This is a genomic window from Croceicoccus estronivorus, from assembly GCF_001625325.1.
Classification (GTDB): Bacteria; Pseudomonadota; Alphaproteobacteria; order Sphingomonadales; family Sphingomonadaceae; genus Caenibius; species Caenibius estronivorus.
Genome location: NZ_JRQQ01000005.1, coordinates 156,522 through 168,856, shown reverse-complemented (window position 1 = coordinate 168,856; position 12,335 = coordinate 156,522). Strand labels below are relative to the sequence as shown.

Sequence of the window (12,335 nt, the reverse complement as noted above, 5' to 3'; positions counted from 1 at the left end):
CGCGAAGAGAGATTGCGATGCCGTTGACCGTTCACCAGTTCCCTTGCCTCAGCGACAATTACGGCTTCCTCGTGCGTGACGAAGCATCGGGCAAGGTTGCCTGCATCGATACACCCGATGCCGATGCGATCATTGCCGCGGCCACTTCCAGAGGCTGGGGAATAGATCTGGTACTCAACACGCATTGGCATCCCGATCATGCCGGGGGAAATGCCACGGTGAAAGCCCGCTTCGGCTCGACTCTGATCGGTCCGGAGGAAGTGCTTGGGCATTTTCCGCTCGATCGCGTGGTGAGCGACGGCGATATCGTCGACCTCGGGGAAACCCGCTTCGCGGTCATGGATACCGGTGGTCATACCATGGGCCACATCTGCTATTATGATGCGGCCGACGGGATTGTGTTTGTCGGCGATACACTGTTTCCGCTGGGCTGTGGCCGACTGTTCGAAGGGACGCCGCAGCAAATGTGGGCCAGCCTTTCCCGGCTGGCCGGGCTGCCCGGCGACACCGTGGCCTATAGCGCGCACGAATATACGCTGGCCAACGGCCGGTTTGCGGAGACGGTGGATTCTTCTCCCGAACTGGCAGCTCGCATGGCCTCAGTGCGGGCCGCGCGCGAACGGGGGGAGCCGACCGTTCCGACGACTATCGCGGCAGAGCGCGAAACCAATCCGTTTTTGCGAGCCCCCTTGCTCAGCGACAAGCCGGAACCGGCTGCTGCCTTTGCCGAAATTCGTTCGCTCAAGGACAATTTCAAAGGCTGACCCATGCCGGAACAGCGCGGTGCCTTGCCTCAGATATGGCCTTTGGCAAGCAGGCGGAGAGCGCGGTGCGCCATGCCACCCATGGACAGGTAGAAGACCGCCCCGCCGATTGCGACGGCCCATGCGATACCGACCGCTTCGAACGGATGGACCAGCGCCAGCAAGGCAATCACCAGTGCCGTTAAGGCTGCGGCCTGTGCCAGCAAGGCGTGGCGCGCCCTTCCGGTCGAATGTAGCACCGGCTCGAACGCGACGCTGGCCAGTTCGAAGGAAGCGGCAATGGTGAGCGGGACCATGACGGCATAACCTGCCCGGAAAGCATCCCCGCCGATCAGGCCCATCAGCTGCTTGCCGACGATCAGCGCTATCGCAACGACCAGTGCACCGGCCAGTCCGGCGATCAGGCTGGTCTGCATGGCGAGCTTGCGGAATTCGTCCGCCTGGGCAGCCACTCTGGCCCGTGCGATTTCCGCATAGACGGACCGGGTCAGCAGAGTGGAAAGCTTGCTCAGGCCCTGGCTCAATTGCTGGGCCAGTCGGTAAAGGCCAGCGGCTTTCGTGCCGGCGAAGAAACCGACCGCGAGCAGAGGGCCATTGCGTTTTGCAGCTTCCAATGTGGCGTTGGCGTAGGTGATCCCGAAGAAACGGATAATCCCCTCGTTCTCGCTCAAGGCCAGGCGCCAGTGCCGCAAATGCCGGAAACCGACCGATTGCGGGGCGAGATAGCGGGCCATGATCCAGTAGGCCGCCGCTTCAAGCAGGTCGATCACTGCCCATGCGATCAGGAACTTCATCAAAGTGGGATCGGTAAGCCAGATAGCCGTGGCGGCGGCCAGGCGCCCGATAGGCACCACCGCTTCAACGTAAACGGCGACGTCAAACCGGTCGAGCGCGCGGACGATACCCGTCGGGGCGGATACCAGTGCCCAGATGGCGGCGACGTTGAACCAGAAAGCCGTATCGACGAGACTCTTGTTGAGATCGAGTGCATCGCTGAATTGATAGAAAACCACCCAGGCGATGCCGCAGCCCATGACGGCGCCGATCGCGTCGAGCACGCCGCACAGCATGCCGAGCCGCCCGAATGCGTCCCAGTTCTTCGCATGGACATGTTCCGCGCCATAACGGACCACCACCCGCCAGGTCTGGAAACCGGCGATTGCGATCAATGCCTGGGCGGTGCCGAAAATCAGCGAAAAGTGCCCGAAGCCCTTGAGACCCAGCGAGCGAGTGAGAATCGCGAGGTAAAGCAGGCTGCAGATCGCGCCGAAACCCTTGCCCCCCAACAGCCAAACGGTGTTGGCGAACATGCGGCCCAGCAAGCTGTCGGGCATGGGTCGCGTTCTTGTCCGGCGAGACATCGCAACGCCTTTGGACGAGGGGCCGGATTTGCGCAAGCGCCATACGTGTTTACATACCTCCGGCATTGCGGCTGGGGCTTCCACCTCCTAAGGGCGAACGATGATCGAACACGCCATCCTCCTCAGCGCGGGCCAGGGTTCGCGCTTGCTTCCCCTCACGGCTGAACGGCCCAAATGCCTGATCGATTTTTCGGGCCGCACCCTGATCGAATGGCAGGTGGAGATGCTGGCGCGTGGCGGTGTCAGACGGATCGATGTGGTCACCGGGTTCATGACCGACATGGTGGAGGAGCTGCTGGCGCGCCACAGCGACCCCCGGGTCGAGGTGCATTGCCACTTCAACCCGTTCTACAAGGTCGCGGACAATCTCGGTTCATGCTGGATCGTGCGGGACCGGATGCATGAGGATTTTCTGATACTCAACGGCGACACGCTCGTTTCCGAAGATATCGTGCACAAGGTCCAGCAGGGGAGCGACTGGCCGATTGCCGTCACTGTGGACATCAAGGATCATTATGACAGCGACGACATGAAAGTGGCGCGCGACGGGGATCGGCTGATGCGGATCGGCAAGACGCTTACGGCTGAGGAAACCAATGCGGAATCGATCGGCTTTCTGGCCTTTCGCGGCCAAGGTCCGGATCTCTTCCGCGAAGCGGTACGAGAGGCCATGCGGACCCGTGAAGGGGTGGAACACTGGTATCTGAAGGTGATCGACAAGATTGCCGATAGCGGAAAAGTCGGCACAGTATCCATCGAAGGGATGGATTGGGCGGAAGTCGATTTTCTCAACGACATCGAAATCGCGACCAGGCTGACCGATAGCTGGGTCTAGGCGAAAAAGCCCTTGAGCCAGGCGGTCAACCGATCCAGTTCCTCGCCCTCCAGCGCGACCGCATGGCCGAGGTCGGGGACTTTCGGCCAGCCCACATCGACGAACTCCCGCCCGTTCCATTCGCGCGCGCCCTCGTAACGGGGGATGACGTGGAAATGCACATTGGGATCGACCATCATCAGCATCAGGTAATTGAGCCGGGCATAGCCCACCGCCTTGCCTAACGCCGCTTCAATCGCCGATGTCGCGATTTTAAGTTCCGCATGGGCTTCGCCCGGCAGGTCCCCAAACGCGGTCGCGTCCGACTTGGCGGCCAGCACCAGGCTGCCCAGCGTCGGCTGCGCGGCGCGCGCCAGCACGACCCAGTGGTCGAATTCATGAACCAGAGCTGCCGGCCAGCCGAACTTTTCGATGGTTTCATTCATTGCGGAGCCTCCATGAGCCAGGATGTCACCGGGTGCCCGGACCTGGCCTGGGCCATGGCCTGAACCAACCGGACAGCATGCACCGCGCAAGATAGGACAGTCCACCACGCAACGGCAACCAGCCCGATGTCAGGCCGCGCAAACAACAGCGATACGAACAGGATCACCATGTTGGGATTGCGGCGGGCGGTGATCAGCCTGAACCGGCTGTCGAACTTCTGCCACACATGGATATGAATTCCGCCATACATGCGCATGAAGGCGCCTTCGATCACCCGTTGAACGACATAGCCGATGACGATGGTGCCGATCACCCAGGCGAACGTTTCCGTCGAATAGGCCAGACCCCACGATCCCAGCCCGACGGCCCACGCCCCCCACCAGAACGGGGGATGGACGAGGTCGATGCCGTGGTCGAAGATGTTGCCCCACCAGCTTGACGTGACAGTGCAGCGGGCCAGTTTGCCGTCCACTGTATCCAGCACCATGAAAACGAAGCCGGCGGCCATGCCCTCCCAATACATGCCCTCCCAGAACAGCACTGTGGCCCATACGCACAGGGCAGCCCCGATCGCGGTGATCCTGTTAGGTGACATTCCGAGCGCCGCCGCGATCCGGGTCATGTGAAAGGCGAGGCCCGGCCACAGGTATTTGGTGAGCAGATCTGTCACCCCCTTGTACGAGGCATCGTAGCAGGCCCGCTCCGCCTGCGCCCTGGTTGCCGCCGTCAGGGGGAGTGCAAACGGGCGTTCCAGCTTGCGCAGTTGCGGATTGTAGAATTCCGGCCCGGTGGCGAGATCGACAATACGGGCATCGGGATTATCCACCCCGATAACGAAGCGTTCGCCATGGGTGAAATTGATATCCGGATTCTGCAGCGCCAGCCGCATCAGCAGGGGATCGAACACGAAGCCGAGATCGACTTTCAGCTTCCGCCCGTCAGGCGGCGTCAACTTGGCCGCACAGGCCAGCCGCCGCACACGTTCCCGGTTGTCCATGCCCCAGATGGGAACTTCGGCCGACCCGGATAGCGCCAGCCATTCCGGCATCATGTCGTTGTTCATTGGAAATCCTTTTCGGCGGCGGTCAGTCCCGCTCCCTCTCGTGGCCTGCTAACGGTTGCGAAGGACCGTGTCGAGGCGGTCCCCCAGCCGCAAGGCAAGGGCGACGAGAGTGAAGGTCGGATTGGCCCAGCCGGCAGTGCTGAAGACTGAACTGCCGGCGATGTGGAGGTTGCCATAGCCATGGACCCGGCAATCGGCATCGACCACGCCATGCGCCGGATCGGCGCTCATGCGGGTGCCCCCGATATGGTGGTAACCGGCGATGGGATGGTTGCCGACCGTGGGATCGACGGGCCACTGGGCACCGGGCTCGGAGAGCCACTCGCTCGGAACGCTATGGCCTTTGCCAAGACGCTGCAATTCGGCGCCGAAAGTTTCGGCCATGACCCGTGCGCTGTGCTTGTCCAATTCGCTGAGCTGCCAGTCGAGATCGGCCCGGCGGTTGCCCAGGGCGTCCCGTTCTGTCGACAGCACGATCCGGCTGTCGGGATTGGGAGCCTGTTCGCCGCGGACGATCATGTAAAGCCCGGTCATGCCCGTGCTGGCCATGAAATGTTCCAGCGATCCGCGCAGCTTGCGGTGGAACCAGGCTCGCACGCCGCGATACGCATGATCGAGGATGCGGCCTTTCCGGTCAGGCGAAATCGAATGCTTGAGATTGTGGTAGAGCTTGTTGCCCAGCGGTACGCCGCGTTCAGGCGCGCGCTGCAGCTTGAACGTGGCAATATCGTTGAGAGTTTGCTTCTCGCGCTGCACCGCATCGCCCAGCCGGATCGCCGGGGCCAGCGGCACGTCGGAGCGGACGAACCGCTTCTGGTAGGCATCCCAGATTTCGTAAGGGTGAGAGGTCTCGATTTTCGCGATGCGGCCGGTGGGATGCTCCATGAAAAAGCGTCCGACCTGATCGTGGCCATTGCCGATCCCGGCAGTTTCGACATCGTCGGAGGCCAGCAGCAGGCGCGCGTTTTCTACCGCGCCGCAGGCCAGGACGTAATGGCTGGCCTTTACCTTGAAAACCGGCCCGTCGAGCGCCCGGACGTCGATGTGCTCTATCGCGCGAGCGTCAGGCCCGGCCTGCAATTTCACGGCGTTGGCATGCAATACGACGCGGACATTGGGGGCATCGAACAGGTCGCGGGTACGCGCGGCGGCGAACCGCTCCGCCGCTTCATCGAACCGCCAGAGAGCAGTGGCGATCCGGTCTTCGTCAAAAGCATAGGGTTTCACCCCCAGCCTTTGCCATGTCTCGGCTTCGTCGAAGGCTTCGCCCAGTTCGAAGATCGCATCGGCTTCACGGTAATAGGGATCCACGTCGGCCAGGCCGATTGGCCAGCCACTGTGGGGTACCCAGTCACGCCTTTCGAAATCGATCGGATCCATGCGTGCGGCCCGTCCGCCCCAGATGGATACTGTCCCGCCAAAGAAACGCAGGCGGGCTTCTTCCAGATCGTAGTAGGGCATGCCGACGTTGGCACCCTTGTAGAGATCCTGCGTGGCCTGTTCGAAATCGAGCCCGCCGCTCTCCAGCAAGATAACCTCGTGCCCCTTGGCCGCGAGCCGTCGCGCCAGGGTGACTCCTGCGGCCCCGCCGCCGACGATGCAGACATCGCCAAGTGTCGCGAGCGCTTCGGCGTCGCTGCGCAGGTCGACCAGCATTTCCTAGACCTCCGTGATTGGCGTCATGCCGGGCTCTCGCCATTGGCCGCCGCCTGCTGCCACCAGCAGCTGAACATGGCGATCGCATAGAGAATCCGGCCATGATTGGCGAGCCCCGCGCGATGTTCCGCAAACAACTGGTCGACTGCGGCGGTTTGTAGCAGGCCGCAGTCCATCGCCCCGCTTTCGTGCCACGCCTCCTGTGCGAACTGGCTGAAGTCGCCGCGGAACCATTCTCCGAACGGCAACTGGAATCCGATCTTGCGCTTGTCGAAGGAACCGGGCGGGAACCACGGCTCCACTGCCTTGCGCAGGGCATATTTGCCTGTCTTGCCTTGCAACTTCATCGCGCTGGGCATGGTCAGGGTCCAGTCAACGAAGTCATGCGACAGGAAGGGGACGCGGATTTCAAGGGAATGCGCCATGCTGCCCCGATCCGATCGCAGCAGCAGCGACCTCGGCATGTGGACGGCGATGTCGGCCAGCATGAACTGTTCGAGCGGGTTCAGCGTCTTGATGTCGATATCGCCGAAATATTCCTCGGCCAGCCGCTTGAAGCGGCCCGGACCGTCCTGCCGGGCGAGGAAGCCCGGTTCGTAGAGCCGGGCGCGCACGTCGGGCGTGGAAATTTGCGTCGCCTGGAAGAACCGCTGAAACCCGTTTTCGAGACCGGCGGCCGTCCGAAAGCGGCGGGCGTTCTGCTTCAGGTAATTGAACCGGGTGGATGCATCCAGCGGCAGGGCGTCGATCAGGTCGGCCAGCGGGCTGAGCGCTTTGAGCAGGGGCTTGTAACGCGCCGCCAGCAGCGCCGTGCGTTGACGTTTGTAACCCGCAAAAATCTCGTCAGAACCTTCCCCGGCCAGCACGACTTTGACGTGTTCGGCGGCCAGTTTCGACAAATGCCAGATGGGCACTGCGGCCGTCGCTGCGCATGGTTCGTCGAAAGCGGCCTGTACCGAGGGCAGGAGATCACCCGCCGCCACCGGTTCAAGGGGCAGGACGATATGTTCGCAACCCAGATGGCCGGCGATCCGTCCGGCAGCCTCGGCCTCGTCGATCGAGGTTCCGGGGAAGCTGACAGTGAAGGCCTTGATTGGGCGGTCGGTAAACCGGGTCATCGCGGCGACGATGGCGCTGGAATCGACGCCGCCGGAAAGAAACGCGCCCACCGGCACGTCAGACAGCATGTGTTTGCGCACGGTGCCTTCCAGCCGCGAGCGGGTTTCCTCTATCCATTCGTCCTGCGACAGGTCGTGACGGACATTGAAGCGGGGCGCCCAGAACTCCCGGATAGAGGGTTCGCCCTCCGGCCCGATCCGCAACACGTGGCCCGGCTCCAGACTGCGCACTTGCCGGTAGATTGAGCGGGGCCGTTGCACGTGGCCGAACATGAAGAAATCGTGCGCGGCCCGTTCATCAAGGTCGAAGCTGTGGCGGGGCAGTACGCGCAGCGAACGGATTTCGGAGGCGAACGCCAGTCCCCCGTTCTGTTCCGTAATATAGAGCGGTTTGATGCCCAATGGGTCGCGGGCCAGTGTCAACGTGCGTTCCGCCCGGTCCCAGATCGCGGCGGCATACATTCCCTGAAGGCGCGGCCATGCGTCGTCCCCCCAGCACACGAAACTGGCCAGCAGCGTTTCCGTGTCGCTGTGAGTGTGGAATGCGTAACCCAGCGTTTCCAGTTCCCGCCTCAGTTCCGGGTGGTTGTAGATTTCGCCATTGAAGACAATGGCATAACGCCCATCGGGGGAGTCAATCGGCTGATGGCCGCCTGCGATGTCGATAATGCTCAGCCGGCGCATGCCGAAGCCGAAATCGCCGTCTGCAAGATAGCCGCAGTCATCAGGGCCGCGATGAATAATCCGGTCGCACTGATGGACCAGAACGTCATGGGGGACTTCGCGTCCTGCCCGCCGATACCATCCCGCTATCCCGCACATGAACATGCCTTTATTCGGAGCGGGGCAATTCGGCTAGTGCCTTGCGCAAGGGTGGGATAGGATGGAGTCTCCGCCTGATACGGGCACATCTGTGCATGGTGGAGAGGTCCCGAATGCGGCGAACCGGGAGCCTTGAGGTCAAAAAAGTGTAGCAATTCGCGGCTGCAACATTGATATAGCCACCCCGATGGAAGGTTCGATCTACCAGTTTGAAGGCTTGCCGCGTGCAGTGGACGCGAATGTGGGCATGCGCGATACCGACGCGCGTGCCCGCCGGATGCGTCCGGGGCTGCGCGAAACGCCGCTGGTAGGGGTCATTCGCAATCCGCGCAGCCACCGCAATCGCGGCCATATGCCCGAACTGGAAGGGCGGCAGAACATCCTCACCGCCAGCCCGCCGACTCGTAGTGAACTGGTGCGGGTGCTGACAGGCTTTGCCGATCGCGGGATCGATTTGCTGGCCGTGGACGGGGGCGACGGGACAGTGCGCGATGTGCTGACATGCGGGGCGCCGATTTTCGGGGACCGCTGGCCGCGTCTGATCGTGTTGCCCAAGGGCAAGACGAATGCACTGGCGGTCGATCTCGGCTTGCCGAAGGACTGGACTTTGCCCGATGCGCTTGCCGCCGCGCGCGACGGGCATATCGTTCATCGCCGCCCGGTGATGGTCGGGCAGGCGGATGGGCAGGGCGCCCAAGTGCTCGGGTTCGTATTCGGCGCGGGTATTTTCACCATTGCGACCCAGGCGGGGCAGACCGCCCACCGGTTTGGCGCATTCAACAGCCTGGCTGTGGGTGTGACGGCAGTGGCCAGCGTGTTGCAGGCTCTGTTCGGGATTGGGGCGAGCCCTTGGCGCACGACCACGGGAATGCGGATATTCACTGGTGCGGATGACCAGGAAGTGACGCATTCCGGCCATGGTGCGCCGGATCGCCGCTATGCAATGGCCTTTTCCACGCTGGAACGGTTTCCGGCCGGTCTGAATCCTTTCGGTCATATCCGTTCGGGTCTGCGCTACGTCGTTCTTGATGCCCCGCTGCGGCGCGTAGTTGCGCTGGTGCCCGGTCTGCTGACCGGCTGGGACCGTCCTGCCTTCGCCCGTCTTGGCGTACATCGCGATGCCGTGAGCGAAGCTCTCGTCGAGCTCGATGACAGTTTCATCCTCGATGGGGAGGCTTTCCCCGCAGGGCGCTATCGCATCGGCATGGGCCCCAAGATCCAGTTTATCGCACCGTGAACGCAACGCTGGAGGCGCGCGTCTCCGCTGGGCTTGACGCGGCCATGGCCGCCCCGGTGCGCGTCTTTGCCGAACGGTTGGCGCAGGAAAGCGGGGCATTGGCGGTGCTGTTCTACGGCTCCAACCTGCGCACTGGCGAACTGGAAGGCGTGCTTGACTTCTACGTCCTGTTGCCGGGGCCGCGTGAAAGCGGAATCTGGCCTCGTGTCAGCTATCGCGAGTGGGAGCATGAAGGACGGACGCTCCGGGCCAAGATCGCGACCATGACCATGGCGACCTTTCACGCTGCGGCATCAGGCAGTTTGCTCGATACGACGATATGGGCCCGCTTTGTCCAGCCCAGTGCGTTGGCCTGGGTCCGGGATGATGCGGCGCGTGCGCAAGTGCTGAATGCGGTTTGCGCCGCCATTGTCACTGCTGCGCGGCTGGCCGTGGCGCTCGGCCCGGAAAGCGGTCTGCCGCAGGACTTCTGGCGGGCGCTGTTCCGCGCGACTTACCGCGCCGAATTCCGGGTGGAAAAGCCGGGGCGCGAAGACACGATTCTGGCCGCCAATCCCACGCATTTCGACGGATTGCTTTCCCTGGCGCTTGATGCAGCGCCTGTCGCATACGGTCAGGATGGAGGCCGGCTGGTCCCTCGGATGGCGCAGCCGGAGCGTCGCCGCATTCGTCGCTGGTGGCGCCGTCGCCAGCGTATGGGGAAGCCCTATAACCTGATGCGGCTGGCGCGCGCGACGGCCACGTTCGATGGTGCGGCACGGTACGCCGCGTGGAAGGTCGAACGGCACACCGGGGTCAAGGTGGCTGTGACGCCTTGGCGGGAAAAGCATCCGATCCTTGCCGCGCCCGGTGTGCTGTGGCGGGTCTGGCGTGAACGGGACAGGAGAGCGTGACCTATCCCGAAACAATGCCTGCCGCCCTGATCCTTGCCGGTTCGCGCGAGGGTGCGCCGGACCCCGTGGCCGTGTCCGAAGGGGTCGCGCACAAGGCTCTGGTCGAAGTCGAAGGAGTGCCGCTGCTCGCTCGCGTCCATGCCGCTCTTTCCGCTGCCGGTGTGCAACGGATTGCGGTGGTTGCCGATGCACCGGCGGTGGTTGCGCTGGCGCAGATTATCGGTGCGGAAATAATCGAACCTGGCCGCGGCCCAAGCGCCAGCGTCGCACGGGGGTTCGCCCGCCTGAGCGCGCCGATGCTGGTGACGACTGCCGATCATGCGCTGCTGCAACCGGACTGGGTACGGCAATTCGTCGGAGACAGCCCGCCCGATGCCGATGTTGCCGTGTTGCTGGCCCGGCGTGACGCTGTGGAACAAGCCGTGCCGGACACGCACCGCACCTGGCTCCGGTTTGCGGACGGGCAATGGTCGGGATGCAATCTGTTCCTGCTGGCAACGCCCCGCGCTGAAGCGGCGATTGCGACGTGGCGGGAAGTTGAGGCAAACCGCAAGCGGCCATGGCGCATTGCCGCCCGGCTCGGCCCGCGTGTCCTGTGGGACTATCTGCGCGGCAGGCTTACTCTCTCCGAAGCGGTGGCCGGCCTGGGAGAGAGGATCGGTGTCCGGGCAGCCGTGGTCGCGGCAGCGGATGGGCTGGCGGCAGTCGATGTCGACAAGGTCGCCGACCTCGAACTGGTCCGCGAGGTTGCCGCCGGGCGCTAGGGCCCTGGCTACATGTACTTCATGTCGATAGTGATCGGGGTCACGCCCTGGGTTACGGTCACGCCGACTTTCTTGTAGCTCGGCTTGCCGAGATTGAAGATGTTGATGCTGGGGTTGTTCGACATCCCGCCGCCATCGCGGGTAATGTCGGTCTTGCCATTGTCGTTTATATCATGACGCACCGCTATGCCGTAGCTTCCGCTTGCCGGAAGAGGCATGCAGAAAGTCATTGTGCCGGCGCGGGCGGGCACTTCGATTCGGTGGATCCAGCGGCCTTTTTCCAGCCACTCGGCATTGGTCGCGCGGTAGCTCTGCACACGAACGGTGCCGCTGGACGAGCGGATGCCGTTGACCGTTACCTTGATTGCGGGCCCTGCGCCGGGGGCGCATTCCTGCGGGTTATTGGCGATCTTTTGGCGATATTGTGCGGCCAGTGGCATAGCACTGGCCATGCTGCCGATCGTGAGGGCCATCGCGGAGGCCGTTACCAGTCTGCGCATGATCGATTGTCTCTCCATAGTCGGGGCTGTCTAAAGCAAGGGCGCTGAATAGCGACTGAATTGGGGCGGGGCGTGCGGTTAAGGATCGACGCGGACAGGGCAGGCGTGTTTCCGAAGCGGTTGCCGCGCGCGAGATCTTGTGTGGAAAACGCTTCTCACCATGCTTGTAGGCACAAGGGCTGGTGGCTAGGGCAAAAAGTCAAGATGTCCACAGTTCCCCTTATCTCTCCGTCGATCCTCTCCGCCGATTTCGCACGGCTGGGTGAAGAGGTGCGCGCAATCGATGAAGCCGGTGCCGACTGGATTCATGTCGATGTGATGGACGGGCATTTCGTGCCCAACATCACGATCGGCCCATCGGTGGTCAAGGCGATCCGCAAGTGGTCGGACAAGCCGTTCGACGTTCACCTGATGATTTCGCCGGTCGATTCCTATCTGGAGGAATTCGCGGCGGCGGGGGCCGATATCATCACAGTCCATCCCGAAGCGGGGCCGCACGTTCACCGCACGGTGCAGGCGATCAAGGGCCTGGGCAAGAAGGCGGGCATCTCGCTCAACCCGGCCACTCCGGCAAAGATGCTCGATTATCTGATCGACGAGATCGACCTTGTCCTGGTGATGAGCGTCAATCCCGGCTTTGGCGGACAAAGCTTCATTTCCAGCCAGCTCCGCAAGATCGAGGCGGTCCGCAAGATGATCGACAAGTCCGGCCGTGCAATCCATCTGGAGGTTGATGGTGGGGTCAATCCGGAGATCGCGCGGCAATGCGTGGACGCGGGCGCCGACGTGCTGGTTGCCGGATCGGCAGCTTTCAAGGGCGGTCCGGATCGATATGCCCCTAACATCGTTGCGCTGAAGGGCGGACGCGAATGAGCGAAGCCGCGACGCAGGGGCAA

Annotated in this window: 12 protein-coding genes; 6 read left to right on the top strand and 6 right to left on the bottom strand. The window is 62.9% G+C overall.

Annotated elements, in window-relative coordinates; genetic code table 11:
• Nucleotides 1-17: 17 nt before the first annotated feature.
• Nucleotides 18-764, top strand: coding sequence for a hydroxyacylglutathione hydrolase (gloB, locus tag MB02_RS08910; RefSeq protein WP_067535790.1), 747 nt, complete (start codon nt 18-20; stop codon nt 762-764).
• Nucleotides 765-793: 29 nt separating this feature from the next.
• Here gloB and MB02_RS08905 read toward each other — a convergent pair whose 3' ends face one another.
• Nucleotides 794-2,098, bottom strand: coding sequence for a lipopolysaccharide biosynthesis protein (locus MB02_RS08905; RefSeq protein WP_156495467.1), 1,305 nt, complete (start codon nt 2,096-2,098; stop codon nt 794-796).
• Nucleotides 2,099-2,225: 127 nt separating this feature from the next.
• Between MB02_RS08905 and MB02_RS08900 the strand changes: the two genes are divergently transcribed.
• Complete coding sequence (locus tag MB02_RS08900; protein WP_067535784.1) at nt 2,226-2,960, top strand: phosphocholine cytidylyltransferase family protein; 735 nt, start codon at nt 2,226-2,228, stop codon at nt 2,958-2,960.
• Here MB02_RS08900 and MB02_RS08895 read toward each other — a convergent pair.
• Genes MB02_RS08895 through asnB form a run of 4 tightly spaced genes read right to left on the bottom strand, consistent with a single transcriptional unit; the run spans nt 2,957 to nt 8,045 of the window.
• Entirely contained in the window at nt 2,957-3,385 is a 429-nt protein-coding gene (locus MB02_RS08895; RefSeq protein WP_067535781.1) for an HIT family protein, read from the bottom strand. The genes MB02_RS08900 and MB02_RS08895 overlap by 4 nt on opposite strands.
• Complete coding sequence (locus MB02_RS08890; protein WP_067535778.1) at nt 3,382-4,449, bottom strand: CDP-alcohol phosphatidyltransferase family protein; 1,068 nt, start codon at nt 4,447-4,449, stop codon at nt 3,382-3,384. The genes MB02_RS08895 and MB02_RS08890 overlap by 4 nt, the downstream gene beginning before the upstream one ends.
• A gap of 48 nt (nt 4,450-4,497) precedes the next feature.
• Nucleotides 4,498-6,105, bottom strand: coding sequence for an FAD-dependent oxidoreductase (locus tag MB02_RS08885; protein WP_067535776.1), 1,608 nt, complete (start codon nt 6,103-6,105; stop codon nt 4,498-4,500).
• Nucleotides 6,106-6,128: 23 nt separating this feature from the next.
• Nucleotides 6,129-8,045, bottom strand: a complete 1,917-nt coding sequence (gene asnB, locus MB02_RS08880) for an asparagine synthase (glutamine-hydrolyzing) (RefSeq protein WP_067536387.1) — start codon at nt 8,043-8,045, stop codon at nt 6,129-6,131.
• A gap of 187 nt (nt 8,046-8,232) precedes the next feature.
• On the opposite strand from asnB, the gene MB02_RS08875 reads away from it, so the two are divergent.
• Genes MB02_RS08875 through MB02_RS08865 form a run of 3 tightly spaced genes read left to right on the top strand, consistent with a single transcriptional unit; the run spans nt 8,233 to nt 10,939 of the window.
• Nucleotides 8,233-9,282 (top strand): diacylglycerol/lipid kinase family protein, encoded by a 1,050-nt coding sequence (locus MB02_RS08875; protein ID WP_067535773.1) that lies wholly within the window; start codon nt 8,233-8,235, stop codon nt 9,280-9,282.
• Between the two features lie 44 nt (nt 9,283-9,326).
• On the top strand, nt 9,327-10,175 hold the full coding sequence (locus MB02_RS08870; RefSeq protein WP_156495472.1) for a hypothetical protein: 849 nt from the start codon (nt 9,327-9,329) through the stop codon (nt 10,173-10,175).
• Complete coding sequence (locus tag MB02_RS08865; protein ID WP_328585417.1) at nt 10,172-10,939, top strand: nucleotidyltransferase family protein; 768 nt, start codon at nt 10,172-10,174, stop codon at nt 10,937-10,939. Before MB02_RS08870 ends, MB02_RS08865 begins: the two co-directional genes overlap by 4 nt.
• Nucleotides 10,940-10,947: 8 nt before the next feature.
• Here the strand turns inward: MB02_RS08865 and MB02_RS08860 are convergent, their stop codons facing one another.
• A complete protein-coding gene (locus MB02_RS08860) occupies nt 10,948-11,439 on the bottom strand; it encodes a DUF2141 domain-containing protein (protein WP_067535764.1) in 492 nt (163 codons plus the stop codon).
• Nucleotides 11,440-11,643: 204 nt separating this feature from the next.
• Here MB02_RS08860 and rpe point away from each other — a divergent pair, with 204 nt between their 5' ends.
• A complete protein-coding gene (gene rpe, locus MB02_RS08855) occupies nt 11,644-12,312 on the top strand; it encodes a ribulose-phosphate 3-epimerase (RefSeq protein ID WP_067535762.1) in 669 nt (222 codons plus the stop codon).
• The last annotated feature ends 23 nt before the right edge of the window (nt 12,313-12,335 follow it).

Bases quoted from the DNA above. Each gene is read 5' to 3' on its own strand.
- gloB (WP_067535790.1), top strand. From the start codon at position 18: ATGCCGTTGACCGTTCACCAGTTCCCTTGCCTCAGCGACAATTACGGC.
- MB02_RS08905 (WP_156495467.1), bottom strand. From the start codon at position 2,098: ATGCCCGACAGCTTGCTGGGCCGCATGTTCGCCAACACCGTTTGGCTG.
- MB02_RS08900 (WP_067535784.1), top strand. From the start codon at position 2,226: ATGATCGAACACGCCATCCTCCTCAGCGCGGGCCAGGGTTCGCGCTTG.
- MB02_RS08895 (WP_067535781.1), bottom strand. From the start codon at position 3,385: ATGAATGAAACCATCGAAAAGTTCGGCTGGCCGGCAGCTCTGGTTCAT.
- MB02_RS08890 (WP_067535778.1), bottom strand. From the start codon at position 4,449: ATGAACAACGACATGATGCCGGAATGGCTGGCGCTATCCGGGTCGGCC.
- MB02_RS08885 (WP_067535776.1), bottom strand. From the start codon at position 6,105: ATGCTGGTCGACCTGCGCAGCGACGCCGAAGCGCTCGCGACACTTGGC.
- asnB (WP_067536387.1), bottom strand. From the start codon at position 8,045: ATGTGCGGGATAGCGGGATGGTATCGGCGGGCAGGACGCGAAGTCCCC.
- MB02_RS08875 (WP_067535773.1), top strand. From the start codon at position 8,233: ATGGAAGGTTCGATCTACCAGTTTGAAGGCTTGCCGCGTGCAGTGGAC.
- MB02_RS08870 (WP_156495472.1), top strand. From the start codon at position 9,327: ATGGCCGCCCCGGTGCGCGTCTTTGCCGAACGGTTGGCGCAGGAAAGC.
- MB02_RS08860 (WP_067535764.1), bottom strand. From the start codon at position 11,439: ATGCGCAGACTGGTAACGGCCTCCGCGATGGCCCTCACGATCGGCAGC.
- rpe (WP_067535762.1), top strand. From the start codon at position 11,644: ATGTCCACAGTTCCCCTTATCTCTCCGTCGATCCTCTCCGCCGATTTC.